Below are 18,285 nucleotides of genomic sequence, written 5' to 3' on the forward strand. Positions count from 1 at the left end.
TTGATTAACAATTGTTTACAAATTTTTATTAACTTTACAATTATTTAGAATAGTTTCTACTAAAATTTAAAATTATGATAAACGTTTGTCTAGCCGATAATTATCCAGTTGTGCATTTTGGTGTAAAGTCCTATTTTAAAGACCATCCAGAAATAAGCGTAGTATCTAACGTTGGAAGTTTTTTTATGGTTCCTGACGCACTTAGAAACAAGGAAATAAATGTTTTAGTTATAGACTTAGAGTTAGACGGTTTAAAAAGTATCTACGAACTCAAAGCCATTATCAAAAATTTTCCAAACACCAAAGTATTAGTTTTCACAAGTCTTAACGAGCAAATTTATGCTCCAAATGCAATAAAATCAGGAGTTTCTGGATATGTACACAAATCATCAAAACTAGAAACACTCGGAACTACAATTATAAGAGTACACCAAGGTTTGGTAATGATGAGTGACAGTATCAAGAAAAATTTAGCCTTAATATCCAAACAAAACAAAAGCGAACGCTTGTACCGCAAGTTATCTAACAGAGAAATTGAAGTATTACGCTACCTGTGTGATGGTAAAAAAAACAACGAAGTCTCTAAAATTTTAGGACTTAACGAAAAAACAATTTCAACTTACAAACTGCGATTGCTTCAAAAACTTAATGTAACCAACTTGGTTGACTTGGTAAATAAAGCCAAAACGTTAGATATCGTATAATAAAATATTTTTGTATTAAATGATTAAAAAAAATCCAAACTGTAATAAGTTTGGATTTTTTTTATGGATTACTTGAATTCAAATAAAATAATTTCTACAACGTTTAAAACTCTGATAAATGTATAGAAGTTATGACATCAGCCGAATTATAATTGATGACTATAAATTCATCTGCAGCAACTCCAGAATTCAATTGTAGATTTATGATTACAAACCCTAATCCATTTTTAACCTCTCTATTCGAATAGGAAAGTGGATATGCAGATGCCAAATTAGTGATATTTGCACCTATCTTTATACTTGAACTAATAAAGTAATAAGTTGAATCGTTTAATGAAAAATCAACTAATTTATCGCCTGAAAAATAGAAATCGTTACGATTATGAACATATTTATTGTACTTTTCATTCGTTAACTCAGAAACATATGCTATTGGTAATTCTTTAATTGCTAAAGAAGTTAAAATGGTGTTTTTACTTGCGTCTAACAGTACATTATTAATCTTGAGTTGACTGTAATTTATTATATTGTTTTGAGCGTACATTGTACCCACGAACAGCAAAAAAATACCTATTATTTTTCTCATAATTACTATTGATTGATTTTATAAATATATAAAAAAAATCCAAACTTAGTACAGTTTGGATTTTTTATACTTTAAGGCGTCGTACTCGTTGGCGCTGGTTTTTCTTTCTTCTTCAACAAACCATTAATTAAATCTTTAGCCTTAGTTTTAACTTCTTCTTTAGTAGCTGGCGTTGCCGTCTTTGAAGTATCACTCGGTTTTTTATTTTTATTGATTAAATCGGTTAATGCCGAAGTTCCTTTGCCAATTAATCGTTCTTTTTGCTGCTTAACCAAAGCATTAACCATCGTAGTAGTTGCCGCTTTAATATCTGTTGTTATTTTAGGCTGCGTAAAAGTTCCTGCTAACATCGCGTTTATAGGAATACTTTGCAACTTACTGGCATCGGCAGGACTTAACTTAGCAATCAAAGCATTGGCTTCGGTTCCTAAATATTTGGCTGGAACATCAAATTTTAAGGTGTAATTCATACTTTGGTCGAATCCGTGCGTACCACCAACATTCACTTTAATATCTTGGTATTTAATGTCAAATGGTTTTACGTTTACTTTACCATCTTTAAAAGTCACGGCAGCTTTCAAATCGTTAAGATTTATTTTCTTTAAATCTAAAAATTTTATGTTGCTCGTTAACGCTGTAAGCAATGTTGAATTACTAGAATTAACAGTGGTAGAAAGCAGCTGTCCGAGTAAGTCGCCTGTTAGAGTTTTCAAATCAGGTGTCATTTCTTTGGCATCTAAATTACCTGACAGTTTGATGGTAGAATTCAGTTTTCCGTTGATAATTCCGGCAATTGGAGCAATTTTTTTCAACATATCCAATTGCGTGAACGATTGCGCAATATCCACTTGATTTAAGTTTAAATTCATGTTGAATTTTGGCGTTTTTTCTTTGGTAGAAACATCACCTGTCAAACCAATTTGACCTCCAAAAATACTCGACTTCACATTTTCCAGCGTTACTTTTTGATCTCTTACAATTAATTTACCAGAAACATTTTTAAGGGTTAAATTATCATACAAGACTGTATTGGCAGCAGCGGTAAGCGTACAATTCAAAAAAGCAGGAATTTTCATACCTTCGGTAGGTTTTGCCGCTTCGGTTTTGGTTGCTGGTTCCGATGTAGTCATGAAATCATCAACCGCAATTTGATTGGAATTCAATTTAAAATCTCCTTTCAACTCTTGATTTCTAAATACAAATCCGTAAAAGTTGTCTAAAACTCCGGTAACATTCAAATCGGTTTTTCCTGTTGTAGCTTTAAATTCTTGCAAGTTTACCCGACTTGGATTAAAAGCAATTACGGCCGAATTGATGTTCATGGCTTTTCCGTTTTCATCGACATATTTAAATCCTGTTAAATTTAGATTTCCAGCATTGTTGATGTTTTCGTACTGCGAATTTTCTACCGATTTCATATCGAATTTAGTTGTAACATCCGCTTTTAATATTCCCGACAACGGCTTTTCAAGTTTAATTGGATAGGCTTTCGAAAGGTTTCCAAGATTAACAGTTCCTTTTAAAGCAGCATCAACCAAAGCATTTTCAGCAATATTTTTTATTGTTGCTTTAGCATTAAAAACATCTTGATCTATAGAAAAAGAAAGTTTATCTAAATTTACATAAGTATCGTTCATCACACCAGTTTCATTGATTATTTTGGTATCGATAATTATATTTTGCACTGACTTTGGCAAATTAGGATATTGAAACGAGGCATTATTAGACGCTATTTCTATATTAAATTTGGGAATGGTTGTATCGGTATACATTCCTTTGGCAAAACCTTTTACAGTAAAATCACCTGTAGTTTTTACATTATCCAATTGACTTGAATACGCAGATGGAATCAAACCCAAAAAGTTCTTAAACGATGAAGTTGGTGTGTTAAAAGTCAAATCATATTGTTGACCCGCTTCTAAAATTTGAATAAAACCATTAAATTTTAAAGGCAACTCATTTATTTTAGCCACATTATCTTTAAAGGTATATTTGCTGTTTTTTAAATCAATTCCTAAAATTGCATCTAAAGATAATTTTACTTTATTCATGTAATTTACCTTATCCATATCCAACGAAACCGTGGCGGTAGTCTTGGTATCTAGATCTAAAACATCATTAGCAAAATCGCCTGTTCCAGTATGATTTAAACTGTCTAAAACCATTTTCATTTTAGACGATTCATCGTAGTATTGAAATTTAAAATTTTCTATTTCATACTCATTGATTTTTAAAGCTAAAGGTTTGCTTTTGCCATCATCAGGTTTAGATTCTTGATTTTTGAGTGCAATATCATAATTTCCGATACCGTCTTTATTGAAAATAATATTGATTAATCCGTTTTTAGAAGCGAACGACTCGATATTTATAGGTTCGTTATCTCCTTTAAAAAGTTCTTTAATAGACATCTTTAAATTCAATTCTTCAAACGAAACCAAGGTATCACCTTCAAAAGGCGCTTTGTTGATTATAGAGAGTTTAGCAATAGAGACATTGGCTTGTGGAAAACTTTTAAACAAACTCAAATCAGCGTCGGCAAAAGCAACTTTGGCATCTACATTCTCGTTAATGGATTTGGCAATTTTAGCTTTTATTTGGTCTTCAAATAAATATGGAATGGCAAATGCAGCTACTATTAAAAGTAAAAACACTATTCCAACGATTTTTAAAATTTTCTTAATCATAACTTTAACTATTTTTTGAAAAAATTCTTGTTAGAATTTAACATACGTACTACAAATCTAATAATTTAGAATGTGGCTTGCTTGTAAAATTTTCACAAAATGTTATATAAATTCAATACTAAGGCGAATAAAAAAAATCCGTTGCTGTACAACGGATTTTAAAAAAATGATTTTACTTTATTTAATTTTTATGTCGTAACTCATTTTAGCTTGAACGCCTTTCTGGGTTGCGGCTTGTTTTATTTTTTGAAGAATTTGATAATTCTCGCTTCCAAGTTCTTCTTTGAGCAACTGCTCTTTAGTTTGAACCATACCGAAATTCTCTAAAATATCGTTGAAATCTTTTTCAAATTCTGGATAATCTTGTGTGCGGTATTTTTTGGTTTTCCCCAATTTAGCAGCTTCCTTAATAGCATCATCCATTCCGCCAATAGCATCAATTAATCCAATTTTCAAGGCATCACTACCGCTCCAAACTCTTCCTTGACCCACAGCATCAACTTGCTCGTAATTCATTTTTCTTCCCGAAACTACACGATTTACAAACGTTGCATATACTTGCTCAACGCCTTCTTGAGCGAAAGCTCTAGTATTGGCGTCCAATGGCGTAAAAGGTGAAAACCCAAGTGAATTGTTGTGAGTTTTCACAACTTCAGTAGAAATTCCAAGCTTATTGGCTGCTTGAGTAAAATTAGGCAACATTCCGAAAACCCCTATTGAACCTGTAATTGTATTGGCTTCAGCGAATATCTTATTGGCATTACAAGCGATATAATAGCCGCCAGAAGCAGCATAATTACCCATCGAAACAACAATAGGTTTTACTTTTTTAGTCAATTCAACTTCTCTTAAAATAAGTTCTGAAGTCAACGCATTGCCACCCGGACTGTCAATACGCAATACAATAGCTTTAACATTTTTGTCTTTTCTTGCTTGTTGTAACGAACGTCTCATAGCGCCTTCGGCAATAACGTTTACATCGCCTTCACCGCTTTGAATCTCGCCTTGCGCATAAATGATTGCAATTTTATCTTTCGCATCAAAATCGATCGAATTGGTTGCTACTTTTTCGGCATAATCTTCAATTTTTACCTTATCGTATTCCTTGTCTCCATCAATTTTTAAAGCTCTTTTTATATCAAAATGATAGGCGTCTTCATAAGCAACTTTATCGACCAAATTCCAACTTTTAGCCATCTGTGGTGTTCGAGCTAGCAATCCGTCTGCGATTTCATTCAATCTGTTTACCGAAATGTTTCTGCTTTTAGAAATCTCACCTACTACATTGTTCCAAATTGAATTTAACAATGCCGTAGTTTGTTCTCTATTGGCGTCGCTCATTTTATTATCCAAAAATGGTTCTACCGCACTTTTGTATTTTCCGTGACGAATTACCTCAACTTTCAATCCCGACTTTTCTTGAAAATCTTTAAAAAACATGATTTCGGCAGCTAAACCTTTAAATTCAAATTCTCCCACAGGATTTATATAAATTTTATTGGCAACTGAATTTAAATAATAATCGCGCTGCGAGTACGTGTTGGCATATGAATAGACAAATTTTCCAGACTTTTTAAAATCTTCCAAAGCATCACGTACGGCTTTAGTTTGCGCCATTCCAAGATTTGAAAAATTATTCAAAATTGATATTCCTTTTATTTTATCATCTGTTTTTGCATACTCAATAGCTTTGATTACATCGGTAACACCATTGTGTTCGGCTTTAAAAAAATCAAAATCTTTAAAATTAACTTTACCGGCATAGTCTAAACTTATTTCAGATAGATCGAGTTCGATAACCGAATTACTTTTGACTTGAACAGTATCGTCTCCGCTTCCAAAAAGTGCGCCAATTAGCAGCAATCCAAAAAAGCAAATCATAATAAAAACAAACAAACCAACAATAGTGGCTAATACATTTCCTAAAAATCTCATAGTTATTCTTTTTCTTTATTAGTTAACTTTACTCCTAATTTGTTACAAAAATGGGTTTAAATTTAACACAAAAATAGTTATCAACACAAGCTACAAATATACTTCAATTCTAAAAATGTTTTAGTTATTTTGCCAATTATGAGTAAGCAACACCAAATCATACTTTCTTTAGGCAGCAATCAAGGAAATCGTCTTGAAAATATTGAGCAATGCATCCATTTGTTGCATCACGAAGTGGGTACGGTTGTAAAAATATCATCTGTTTACGAATCAGAATCTTGGGGATTTGAGAGCGACTCGTTTTATAATTGCGTCCTACTACTTCACAGTTCTAAAAATGCACAACGTATTTTGAAAAGCTGTTTGAAAATTGAGAAAAAGCTTGGTCGAATAAAAAATGAAAGTCTTCAGTACGAGGCAAGACCTATTGATATTGATATTATTGCCTTTGATGATGACATTATTGAAAGTGAAAATTTAATAATACCACATAAACTTTTACAAGAACGATTGTTTGTATTAATGCCCATGTTAGAAATTGCTTCTAGTTGGAAACATCCTGTATTACATCAATCTGTAAAAGAACTTTTGAATTCTTGTCCAGATGCAACTCGTTGTGAGAAAAAAGAAAAAATTGCATCACCATTAAGCAAAATAAAATTAGACACCTTTAATTACATTGCCATAGAAGGAAATATAGGTGCTGGAAAAACTACGTTGACTAACAAAATATCTGAAGATTTTAATGCGAAAACCGTTTTGGAGCGATTTGCAGACAATCCATTTTTACCCAAATTTTATAAAGACCAAAACCGCTATGCTTTTCCGTTGGAAATGTCATTTTTAGCCGATAGATACCAGCAAATTTCGGATGATTTGGCGCAATTTGACTTGTTTAAAGATTTTATTGTAGCGGATTATCATATTTTCAAATCACTCATTTTTGCAAAAGTAACGCTTGCCGAAGACGAATTTAGATTGTACAAAACACTTTTCGACATTATTTATAAAGAAATTCCAAAACCTGATTTGTACATCTATTTGTATCAAAATACCGAACGGTTGTTGCAAAACATTAAGCGTCGTGGAAGAAATTATGAACAAGAAATTCCCGCTGAGTATTTAGAAAAAATAAACAATGGCTATCTGGATTACATAAAAACCCAACAAGATTTAAATGTTTTGATTCTGGATGTATCGCATTTGGATTTCATAAAAAATCAAGAAGACTATTTATTTATTCTTGACGAAATTCAGAAAAAAATTGATTGCTAGTTTATCGCTTCATTGAAAAATGACCTTTCATTTCAGGCATAGTATCATTGATATAAATAATATACCAATAATCTGTAGAAGGTAAATTCAACCCTTTGTAATTACCATCCCAAGAAGTTTTGGATGCATTAATTACTGCAACGAGTTTTCCAAATCTATCAAAAATTTTAGCCGAGGCTTCTGGAAAATAAATCATTCCTTTCACGAAAAAAGTATCGTTTACGCCATCATTATTGGGCGTGAAAAATTTAGGAATTGTAAGCACTACAAATTGTTGCTTGTCATCGCCACACATTCTTTTGGAACGAACATAGGCCATATATAAACCACCATCAGGAACGGTAAACACATTGGAATCCTGATAAAAAACACCATCTACAGAATATTCATAATCACCAAATCCGTTAGCAATTATAGTTACTAAAGTTTCATTTACAACGACTTGCTCAATTTCGGGAATGTCGTGTTGGATCACTACAATGTTCTTATTTATCGAACAATTTTGTGGTGTGGTAATTAAAACCGAATAATTTCCTGGAGTTGAAACTGAAATAGTTTGACTTGTTGCACCATTTGACCAAAGATAGCTAACATTAGCTACTCCTGCATCCAATGTTACCGAAGTATTTTCGCAAAAAATGACACTTTCATCACTAACAATTGGTAGTGAATTAACTACAACAGTTACTGGTATTCTTGATCCTGAAGAACATCCATTATTGAGAGCTTCTACATAGAAAGTAGTGGTTTGTGTAAGTATTGGTGTAGTAAAATTCAAGCCTGTAGCATATACTATTCCACCGGTTGGCGCATCATACCAACTCACAATACCTGCTGTTGCTGTGGCGGAAAGCACCGCGGTACTGTTTTCGCAAATTGGCGTTGGATTAGCAACCGTCAATATGGGAATCTGATTAATTGTTGCTACTATTGCAGTCCTTGAACCTGTTGTACATGAAGTTGCAAAAGCTGTAGCATAATAGGTTGTAGTTGCCGTTAGCATTGGAGTTGTAAAGGTATTTCCAGTAGCAATTGGCGTTCCTCCTGTAGCAGTAGCATACCATGTAACAGTTCCGTTGGCGGCATTCGCAATCAAATTCACACTACCGGTACCACATCTCGAACCAGCAACTGTAGTAGTTATGGACGGAATAGTAAGCGTAGTACTTGTAGCTATTTGTAAAACAGGATCACCTAGTGTACCACCATATTCAACTATATAGCCTTTAGGCTGATAATTACCACTTGCACCTCCAACATTGGACAAGTCATTCCAAGAGCCTAAAATTCCAACTCCTGGTGCAGTTATATGAGCATAATCTTCATCATTATCGTTATTTGGTTCGCCATTATTCCAATAATCAAAATTTGGAGTCGAACCATTTACAGCACCATTCCAAAAAACCAATCCCACTTCTGGTCCAGTCATCCATTTCCAAACACCTTCGGTTTCTTCGTCACTACCGCCTATCCAGCCAGCGCCTGAAGCTTGCTCACCAGAAATCTGAGCTTCTTCCATCGAGGTAATGGTAGCTAAATAACCTTGTAAACCATAATACAAACTATTTTGAGCTGCTAGTCTAGCGTTATTCCATGTAATTCCTAAACTAGGTATGTATTGGTAATAATGACCATTAGATGGAAGATAATTGGCCTGACCAACGGTAATTGAAAAATTTCTAGTTCCACTAGGATTTGCCGAATTGTTCGAAAATTCAATATCTTCAATAGCGTTTTCTAGATTCAAATAGGTTGGTTGTACCGATGCTACTCCAGTCAAAGTTAGCTTTCCTGCAACAGCATCCCAAGTACTTGCAATGGTGGGATGAAATCCTGTTAACGTCAATACATCTTGACCGTTAACATAACCAGATGATATTTGAATATAAACCGCATCAATACCAGAATCATCTGGATCGGTGAATACCATATTGGTGACAATTTTCACTGAATTTCCTGGACAATAAATTTGATTACCAGTTGCTGTTAATATTGGAGCAACATTAGCAAATGGATTTTTTGATGACGATTTGGACTTTAAGATAGTATCATTTGTAGAAAATGCACTAGCATTAGCTAATGAAATTACATACAATAGAGAAATAAAAAAATAACGAAAAAGAACCATTCGGTAAAAATAAGAAAATCTTCAACCTGTTAATGTTAAAAAAAATAATAATAACGTTAAAGCACTTCAATCTTTTGAAATAAATCCCAAACAACGATACCAGCACTAACTGATACATTTAAAGAATGTTTGGTTCCTAGTTGCGGAATTTCGATCGTTCCATGACAACTCTTTATGGCTTCTTGAGCAACTCCATATACCTCATTTCCAAAAACCAAAGCGTATTTGCAATTCTTTTCAGGAACAAACTGGTTTAGCATTATTGAATGCTCTACTTGTTCGACTGCATAAACTTTAGTGCCATCTTTTACTAATTGGTCAATAACTTGAAGTACATCTTTGTGATATTCCCAAGCAACAGTTTCAGTTGCTCCAAGTGCTGTTTTATGAATTTCTTTATTAGGAGGTACTGCAGTAATACCACATAAATATATTTTTTCTACAAGAAAAGCATCACTAGTTCTAAAAACTGATCCTATGTTGTGCAAACTTCTAATATCATCAAGCACTATGATAAGTGGTGTTTTCTCCGATTTTTTGAAATCTTCTACCGATTTTCTTTCTAACTCACTATTTTCTAATTTACGCATACCAAACTTTTTTAAATAAAAAAACCACGCAAAGTACGTGGTTTTTTTTATAACATTAAGTAAGATTTAGCTTTTTGAAGTTGCAGCAGGTGTTGCAGCAGGCAATACATTACCTTTTATCGTTAAAACCTTTGTATCACCTTGAACAGCGTTAGATTTTAAAGTAACTTGCTTGTTGAAAGCTTGACCAGCTCTGTTAGTATCATATTTTACACCAATAACACCTTTAGCTCCTGGAGCAATTGGTTCTTTTGGATAAGTTGGTACTGTACATCCGCAAGATCCTGTAGCACTTGTAATAATCAATGGCTTGTTACCATTGTTAACAAATACAAACTCTCTTTTACCGTCTGCATTATGAGGAATTGTTCCATAATCAATCGTCTCAGTTTCAAAAACCATTCCAGCACCTTCAACAGTAGGGATTTTTGGAGTTGCAACTTTAGTAGTAGTTTTTACAGCTTTTTTAGCTTTAGTCTGAGCATTTGCAGTAGAAAATGTGAAAACTGCAATTAATGCAACAAATAATATTTTTTTCATTTTATTTAAATTATTAATTTATTTAAGCAAATTTAATCAAAAACAACGATACGTTTCACAATGAACCTTAAATTTTTATTAAATGAAATGTTAATGGCAATCTTTAATTTTAAATAATTAATTTCGTAATCTAAATTTAAAACAAAAAAGCCTTGTCCTCAAAAGCAAAAGAAGTTAAAGAAACGCCATTAATGAAACAATACAACGAGATAAAAAGAAAATATCCCGATGCTTGTTTATTGTTTAGAGTAGGAGATTTTTACGAAACCTTTGGAGACGACGCCATTCGAGCTTCTAAAATTTTAGGAATTACACTCACAAAAAGAGGCGCTGGTTCTGATACCGAAACAGCATTGGCGGGTTTTCCACATCATTCCATCAATACTTACCTACCAAAATTAGTAAAAGCTGGACTTCGAGTAGCGATTTGCGACCAACTCGAAGACCCAAAAATGACTAAAACTATAGTAAAACGTGGTGTTACAGAATTAGTTACGCCGGGCGTTTCAATGAATGACGAAGTTTTACAATCCAAATCAAATAATTTTTTAGCCTCAGTTTATTTCGGAAAAATAAATATAGGAATTTCATTTCTAGATGTATCAACAGGCGAATTCTTAACAGCTCAAGGAAATGTTGAGTACATAGATAAGTTACTTCAAAATTTCGGTCCGAGTGAAATATTAATTCAGAAAAATAATAAATCGCAATTCGCTTCTAATTTCGGAGACGATTTCAATACTTTTTATTTAGAAGACTGGATTTACAAAGAAGACTATGCCTACGAAACATTAACCAATCATTTTCAAACCAATTCACTCAAAGGTTTCGGCATCGAAGAATTAACAGACGGAATTATTTCCTGCGGTGCTATTTTATACTATTTATCAGAAACCCAACATAATAAAGTACAACACATTACCAATATTCAACGTATTGCTGAAGATGCCTACGTTTGGATGGATCGTTTTACCATAAGAAATTTAGAATTGTACCACAGTTATAATCCCAACGCGGTTACTCTATTGGATGTTATCGATAAAACGCTGTCACCAATGGGCGGAAGACTTTTAAAAAGATGGCTGGCTTTACCCTTGAAAGATATCAACAAGATAAGAGGTCGACATGAAGTGGTTTCCTATTTAAAAGAAAATTTGGATATTCTTAGCAAAATTCAAAATCAAATCAAACAAATTTCTGATTTAGAACGTTTGATATCCAAAATTGCAACTGGTAAAGTTTCGCCTCGAGAGATTATATATCTTAAAGAATCATTAGATGCAATATTGCCTGTAAAAATACTTGCTTTGGAAAGCAAACAAGAAGCGGTAAGAATTATTGGCGATAGCCTACACAACTGCGATTTGCTTCGAGAAAAAATAAAAACAACTTTAAATCAAGACGCACCAGTTGCAATCGCAAAAGGAAATGCCATTGCAAAAGGAATTAATGACGAGTTAGATGAACTAAGAGCTATTTCAACTTCTGGAAAAGAATTTTTAGAAGGAATAGAAAAACGCGAATCAGAGTTAACCGGAATCTCATCCTTAAAAATTTCTTTCAATAATGTTTTTGGATATTACATTGAAGTTAGAAATACCCATAAAGACAAAGTTCCTCCTCAATGGATTAGAAAGCAAACACTAGTAAATGCCGAACGTTACATTACCGAAGAACTGAAAGAATACGAAACTAAAATTCTTGGTGCCGAAGAAAAAATACATCAAATTGAAAACCAACTTTTTGAGCAACTCATCCAATGGATTGCAACCTACATAAAACCGGTTCAACTCAATGCTAATTTAATTGCGCAATTAGACTGTCTTACTTCTTTCGCACAATTAGCTATAGAAAACAAATACGTTTGCCCAACTTTAGACGATTCTTTCGAATTGGAAATCACCAATGGTCGTCATCCAGTTATCGAAAAACAACTAGCAGTAGGAGTACCTTATATTGCCAACGATGTTTTTTTAGACAGAGAAACGCAGCAAATAATCATGATTACTGGACCAAACATGTCGGGTAAATCGGCAATTTTAAGACAAACAGCTTTAATAGTTTTGCTTGCGCAAATGGGTAGTTTTGTACCAGCCGAAGCCGTACGAATGGGAGTTGTGGATAAAATATTTACACGAGTTGGCGCCAGTGATAACATATCTATGGGAGAATCTACATTCATGGTTGAAATGAATGAAACCGCTTCGATTTTGAATAACATTTCCGACCGAAGCCTAGTACTTTTAGACGAAATTGGTCGCGGAACCAGTACCTATGACGGAATTTCAATAGCCTGGGCAATTGCCGATTTCTTACATGAAAATCCAGCCAAACCCAAAACTTTGTTTGCAACTCATTACCATGAATTGAATGAAATGAGCGAACAATTACCTAGAATCCAAAACTACAATGTTGCTGTAAAAGAACTTAAAGACAACGTGCTTTTCATAAGAAAGTTAGTTAAAGGAGGTAGCGCGCACAGTTTCGGAATTCACGTAGCTAAAATGGCTGGAATGCCACAAACTGTAATTCAAAAAGCGCAAAAATTACTCAAAAAATTAGAAAAAAATCATTCTAGCGAAGAACTTTCTGGACTTAAGTCGATGAAGGATGACTTACAACTGAGTATTTTTAATTTGGACGATCCACTATTGGAAGAAATTAAAGAAGAAATTCTAGGTTTAGATATTAACACATTAACTCCTGTTGAAGCCTTGATGAAACTAAACGAAATTAAAAGAATGTTAATTAAAAAGTAATGTTTAGGTTATCAGTTGGTTATGATTTTATACTAAATTTTTTCAAAAAAACGTTTGCATAATTGAATTTAAGTGTTACATTTGCATCCGCAATACGGAACAAGTATTGTTGTTCTAATAAAATTTGATAATGCGAAAATAGCTCAGTTGGTAGAGCGCGACCTTGCCAAGGTCGAGGTCGCGGGTTCGAGCCCCGTTTTTCGCTCTTTACCATATGAGATTTAAGATTTTTTTAAATTTCAAAATGCTTGGGTGGTGAAATTGGTAGACACGCTGGACTTAAAATCCAGTGACTGTAATGGTCGTACGGGTTCAAGTCCCGTCCCGAGTACAAAGAAATTCCGTAAAACATTGCAAACAATGGCTTTACGGAATTCTTTTTTTAAAAAACCAGACATTTGCCAGACAATCTTAAAATACCTTATTTTTTTGAGTTCCAGTTGAGGTTTTTAAACCTGAATATTTCGTGATTAAGATCATCAGTTTTCACCTCATTATTAATTTGAATTTTAGCTCTTTTGAAACCCTCTTTTATTCCTTTTTCAATTTTATCTTCTAATTTTGAAAAATCATTATTTGAGTTTACTAAGATTTGATAGTTTTTTGCATCTGAGACATTTTTATTCATATCTGCCATCATCGATGCACGAAGGTACTTTTGATAATCTTCTTCCGATTTATGAACTATATCGCCAGCTTTCAAATAAGTAAGCGTTGGAGTATTTGGAGTTCTAATTGCATCCGAACCATCTGGACGTGATATAATTTCACTTTTTCCACCATCACCAGTAATTGCAAACTCAGCTGGACCACCTTTTCGACCATCTTTATATTTTGGTAAAGGTGTTGCTAAAACAGCTGCTAATTGTATCGCTCCTATTCCAGCTACAAAAGCAGCTAAAGTTGATGCCGATATTCCAAAATCAAATTTTGGAACTTGAGCCAAAGTAGATATGACCGCTAAAGAAGTTGCCATTATAACTTGGGATGCCTGTATTCCTTTATTAAAAATTGCTTGTTTAATTTGTTCTTTTCTTTTTCGATCCTCAAGCTCCTTATTCTTTTTCTCGCGCTCTTTCTCAAGCAAATCTTTTTGACGATTATCATTTCCAGCAAGTTCAATTTGTCGATCATAATACTCATTATTTTTGTCGATTTCATAGTCAATATTTTGTATTTTAGTTTCAAAAATTGCTGATGCTAAATCTGATAGCGCACTCGTTAATTGTTGTGATATTTCTAAAATAGCTTTGGCTTGTTCGCGTGCCGCATTATCTGAAATTGATTTTTTTTCTTCCTCTTTATTTTTAAAAGTTTTATTTTCTGCTTCCCAAATTGCTTTTTTTGCTAATGATAATCTATTTTCTATATCCTCAATTATTTTAGCAGACTTTTCAGAGCCATCGCTTTGTAGTTTAAATGCTTGTAGTTCGTTTTGAAGATTGTCATACTGAATTTTAGCAATCGCAATGGCAGCATCTCTTTTAATATTGAATAAAATCTCCTCATGTCGTTCCGTCGCTTTTTCAATATCCTTTTGGTTTTTGTCCAATGATTTAAGTTCTTCATTGAAGCGCTTTTCCTCCTCTGCGGTTAGATTATTCATCTCGGTCTCTGCAACCTTTACTTTTCTTTCTAAATCTGATTGATATTTCTTTAAATCAAATTGATTTATCTTATCAATTTGAGCCTGAGTTTTAGAATTTATCTCTAATACTTTATTTGAGAAATCTTCTTCAATCCTTATTCGATCATTAGCAGTTAATTTATCATTATCTAATAAATGATTTTTAGTAAGTTCTATTAACTCCAATTGCTTTATTTGACTATTTGTAAGTGCCTGTAACCTGACATCGTCCGACTGTGTTTCTTCGTTTACAATCTCTTCATTTAATTTAATAGTTTGTTCCAGGCGTTGTTTTTGCAGTTCATATAAAGAATCAGCTAATTGTTTTTCTAAATCGGCTTTTTCTTTGGCCAACTTCTTTTCGGCCTCTAAACGCTTTTTGATCTCATCTTCACTTTCAGTAATTTTTGATTTTTTACCTTTAAATGTTAACTCTTGAAGCGCAGAAATCCATCCGTTATATTGCTCAATGGCTTCATTTCCTTTATTGATTTCTTTGTTGTTTTTTTGCCATTGTAAGTAATCTTTTTCGCCTTCTTTTGAGTACAGACCACTATCAAAACCTTTTCGATCCGCCTTTAGTAACTTATTTACTTTAATAAAATTATCAACAAGACGCTCGCGTTGTTTTGCCTCTGCAGCAAAATTTGCAATTTTATTTTTCAAATCATCATCACTAAACTTCTTCTCATCATCATAATATTTAAGTGCATCTGCTTTGGATTCGTCTCGGATTTTTTGTAAATAATTTTTTCTTTCAGTTCCACTAGATGTAAAGATTTTTCTCCAACCTTCAATGGTTTCAGTCATTAATCCTAAAATTCCTTTAAGTACTTTACTCATTGTATTTCCGTCCTCATCCAAACTTCTAACAAAATCTGTCCATGCATTAGAAAGTCTTGTTTGAGCTGCAGACAATGTATCTACATTTTTGACGTTTTCTATACCAAAAGTTTTCTCTAACTGTTTGGCGAATTCTGGAAGTATTTCACTTGCGATAATTTTACCATCCTTCATTAATTTTGCAAAATCAGATTCTGTGATTTTAGCTTCTGGATGTAAACTTTGATAAGCTTTGACCATGGTTTGAAAAGCTCCAGGAAGTGCTTCACCAAGTTGACCTCGCAATTCCTCCGCTTGAATAGTCCCTTTACTCATCATTTGGTTAAGAGCTAAGAATGCTCTTTGTTGACTTTCAACGCTTAAACCCATTGATGCACCAGATTTAGTAATGCTTTCAAAAATATTTTGAATCTCAGTTCCAGCCAATTTATCTTTGGCAGCAACATAAAACTGAGTATATTGTTGAGTTAATCCCTTTATTTCAACACCATAATCACGTGAAATTCTTTTTAAAAATGATTGTTGCTCTGCAAAATTAGCTTGAGTTCCGGTTACTTGTTTCAATGCATTATCAAGAGATTGCAATTCTTTTGTAACTTCAAAAATATTTTTAACCGCTCCAGCAAACAAAGTTATTCCACCAACAACTCCAAATGCTCCAAGAAGATTCGAAAGAATTCCACCAAAACCACTAACGGCACTTTTATAATTACCTATGTTTTTAGTATAATTATCGGTTGCCTTATCAACTTTTAACACTTTGGTATTTAGAGTTTCATATTCTTTTTGAGCTTTTCGTATTTCAGCATTATTCTTGGTTTCAGCTGCTAATAAATCTGCAAGTTTATTTTTTGCTTCGGTGCGAGATCTGTTTAGCTTTTCGTAAGCACCAACTAGTCCCAAGTTTTCCCGAGCTTGTTGTTTGAGCGCTCTATTATTCAATTCGTTTTGAACGCGTTCCTCAGCTGTAAGAGAAGTATTTCTTTTTTGAGCACTTGCTTTTTTACTAGCAACATCAAGCGAAAGTTTTTCTGTCCTAAGTGATTCCTGACGAACTTTTTCAACATTCGTTTCTGCTACAAGTTGCTCTTTAAGTGCCCCTATATTTTTTTCAATGGCAATTTTAACCTCACTTTTTTGTTTCAGGAATTCCGTTTGATTTTCAGATCTTCTCAGCTTGACATTCTCTGCATTTAGTAAAACAAGTGAATCAACAAACTCTTTGTTTTTAGAAATTGCAATATCTAGCTGTTTAGCATATTCTGGACCCCATCGCAATGCTTCATCTTCGATGATGTCTCTTCTTGTTATTTGTCCGCTCATGATTTTCTTATTTCATTTAAAAAATTGATTGCTTCCTTTTGAATCTCGAAATATGTCCCAACTGTTAACTCGCCGTAGGAAATAATATCTAAGTATTTATCTAAAATTATTGTCCAGCATACGTAATAATCCATCAAATCAAACTGATTAATATCGTCTGGAAGGAATTCTATACATTCAGTTTGCGCTTCAATAATTTTGTGCAACTTTTTGATGTCTGCTTTAAGTGTTCTTCTGGAAATCTGATAACCATGACTACGAATTAAATCTATTAAATCTTGATTATAGGCAAATTCTAATGCTTTAAGTGAAAGATATATTACGTGGTATTTCTTTTTCAAATAGGCCAATTCAATAATAATCTTAACAATTGAAAATCCGTTTGATTTTGTGATTTTATCGATTTCCTGGAAATTATTCTCTAAATTATTCCAATGATTAATAAGATCCGCAATCTTCTCTGAATCATCAGGAGAAAGTAAGTGAATATTTTCTGGAATATTATCCTTTATTTTTTTATACACTTTAAGCGGCAACGTATTTAAATTTTGGTACTTCATGATTTCTTTTTTTTACTAATTAATTTTTTTGCCTTTTCAAAATCCACTTCTATTAAATCTAAAAATGCTAGTCCAATCAATTCAGGGTTTTTAGTTGGTTTTCCGTCAACGTAAATGGTTTTATTTTGAATTTTCAGCATAGTTTCATTCTCGTTTTTAATAACATATTTTACTATAAAGTTGCAAAATATGTTATTTTAGTTCTCTTCAGTTTTTTGTCCAGTTGCTTTATATATAAGCTCTTCCAGCCTTTTCTTCTTGTCTGGTGTAAAACCTTCAAAATCATAAATAGATTGTTTCTGCTCATTGTTTTTTTCATAAAAACCTAGTTTCTTAGAAACTCTTTCCATCGCTGCATTAAAGCCTTGAACTTTTATAAATGCCATAGCTCTTTTGGCGGTATTCACTTGCTTTGTTGTTGAAAGTGGATTTTCTAATATTTCCAGATGCTTTTTATACCTGTTAATCAATTCAAAGTCGAGTTTCAAAGAATCTTTCAAAGTGTGATTAAATTCAACCTCAGCAACGTTTTTTGCAATACTTTGTAATTCTTCTATCCTTGCCCTAACCTTGCCCTGATCGCTTAATAAAGATGCTTTGCTGTGAATGGTTGTTGTCTTCATATTTTGGCAAGAATAAACCTCACGATAAGCGGCGGACTTATCCCCCAATCGAATAAATGCCTGAGCAAAATTTTCTTGTTTTAAAGTGAGGTTACTTGTTTTCATAAT

General features: G+C 33.2%; 13 protein-coding genes and 2 tRNA genes. 5 read left to right on the forward strand and 10 right to left on the reverse strand.

The features are described 5' to 3' along the window. Window positions 1–74: 74 nt before the first annotated feature. Window positions 75–704, forward strand: coding sequence for a LuxR C-terminal-related transcriptional regulator (locus ACZ098_RS13080; protein WP_487312202.1), 630 nt, complete (start codon window positions 75–77; stop codon window positions 702–704). A gap of 103 nt (window positions 705–807) precedes the next feature. Here ACZ098_RS13080 and ACZ098_RS13085 read toward each other — a convergent pair whose 3' ends face one another. The 3 genes from ACZ098_RS13085 to sppA all read right to left on the reverse strand — a co-directional run bounded on the left by ACZ098_RS13085 (window position 808) and on the right by sppA (window position 5,909). Continuing rightward, a complete protein-coding gene (locus ACZ098_RS13085) occupies window positions 808–1,290 on the reverse strand; it encodes a hypothetical protein (protein WP_487312203.1) in 483 nt (160 codons plus the stop codon). A gap of 71 nt (window positions 1,291–1,361) precedes the next feature. Then, window positions 1,362–3,974 carry an AsmA family protein gene (locus ACZ098_RS13090; protein ID WP_487312204.1) on the reverse strand — a complete coding sequence of 871 codons (2,613 nt, stop codon included), beginning with the start codon at window positions 3,972–3,974 and terminating at the stop codon, window positions 1,362–1,364. Window positions 3,975–4,151: 177 nt separating this feature from the next. Next, complete coding sequence (gene sppA, locus ACZ098_RS13095) at window positions 4,152–5,909, reverse strand: signal peptide peptidase SppA (RefSeq protein WP_487312205.1); 1,758 nt, start codon at window positions 5,907–5,909, stop codon at window positions 4,152–4,154. A gap of 138 nt (window positions 5,910–6,047) precedes the next feature. Between sppA and folK the strand changes: the two genes are divergently transcribed. Then, a complete protein-coding gene (gene folK, locus ACZ098_RS13100) occupies window positions 6,048–7,184 on the forward strand; it encodes a 2-amino-4-hydroxy-6-hydroxymethyldihydropteridine diphosphokinase (protein ID WP_487312206.1) in 1,137 nt (378 codons plus the stop codon). 1 nt (window position 7,185) lies between these two features. On the opposite strand, the gene ACZ098_RS13105 is transcribed toward folK, so the two are convergent. From ACZ098_RS13105 to ACZ098_RS13115, 3 genes are all read right to left on the reverse strand, one after another. Continuing rightward, the gene (locus ACZ098_RS13105) at window positions 7,186–9,312 is read right to left on the reverse strand and encodes an Ig-like domain-containing protein (RefSeq protein ID WP_487312207.1); all 2,127 of its coding nucleotides are present in this window, start codon (window positions 9,310–9,312) and stop codon (window positions 7,186–7,188) included. 56 nt (window positions 9,313–9,368) lie between these two features. Further along, window positions 9,369–9,902, reverse strand: a complete 534-nt coding sequence (locus tag ACZ098_RS13110; RefSeq protein ID WP_487312208.1) for an RNA methyltransferase — start codon at window positions 9,900–9,902, stop codon at window positions 9,369–9,371. Window positions 9,903–9,968: 66 nt separating this feature from the next. Further along, window positions 9,969–10,442: a DUF1573 domain-containing protein gene (locus ACZ098_RS13115; protein WP_487312209.1), complete on the reverse strand. Its 474-nt coding sequence runs from the start codon at window positions 10,440–10,442 to the stop codon at window positions 9,969–9,971. A 191-nt stretch (window positions 10,443–10,633) separates the two neighbouring features. On the opposite strand from ACZ098_RS13115, the gene mutS reads away from it, so the two are divergent. The 3 genes from mutS (at window position 10,634) to ACZ098_RS13130 (ending at window position 13,532) form a co-directional block, all read left to right on the forward strand. Next, window positions 10,634–13,201, forward strand: a complete 2,568-nt coding sequence (gene mutS, locus ACZ098_RS13120; RefSeq protein WP_487312339.1) for a DNA mismatch repair protein MutS — start codon at window positions 10,634–10,636, stop codon at window positions 13,199–13,201. Between the two features lie 132 nt (window positions 13,202–13,333). Beyond that, window positions 13,334–13,406 (forward strand) — tRNA-Gly (locus tag ACZ098_RS13125). Between the two features lie 41 nt (window positions 13,407–13,447). Then, window positions 13,448–13,532 (forward strand) — tRNA-Leu (locus ACZ098_RS13130). 90 nt (window positions 13,533–13,622) lie between these two features. Here the strand turns inward: ACZ098_RS13130 and ACZ098_RS13135 are convergent. Genes ACZ098_RS13135 through ACZ098_RS13150 form a run of 4 tightly spaced genes read right to left on the reverse strand, consistent with a single transcriptional unit; the run spans window position 13,623 to window position 18,282 of the window. Beyond that, entirely contained in the window at window positions 13,623–16,994 is a 3,372-nt protein-coding gene (locus ACZ098_RS13135) for a tape measure protein (protein ID WP_487312210.1), read from the reverse strand. Further along, window positions 16,991–17,554 carry a hypothetical protein gene (locus ACZ098_RS13140; RefSeq protein WP_487312211.1) on the reverse strand — a complete coding sequence of 188 codons (564 nt, stop codon included), beginning with the start codon at window positions 17,552–17,554 and terminating at the stop codon, window positions 16,991–16,993. The genes ACZ098_RS13135 and ACZ098_RS13140 overlap by 4 nt, the downstream gene beginning before the upstream one ends. Next, a complete protein-coding gene (locus tag ACZ098_RS13145) occupies window positions 17,551–17,694 on the reverse strand; it encodes a hypothetical protein (RefSeq protein ID WP_487312212.1) in 144 nt (47 codons plus the stop codon). The genes ACZ098_RS13140 and ACZ098_RS13145 overlap by 4 nt, the downstream gene beginning before the upstream one ends. Before the next feature lie 57 nt (window positions 17,695–17,751). After that, window positions 17,752–18,282, reverse strand: a complete 531-nt coding sequence (locus tag ACZ098_RS13150; RefSeq protein WP_487312213.1) for a terminase small subunit — start codon at window positions 18,280–18,282, stop codon at window positions 17,752–17,754. Window positions 18,283–18,285: the final 3 nt, after the last annotated feature.

It is taken from the genome of Flavobacterium sp. SP2 (genome assembly GCF_057626655.1).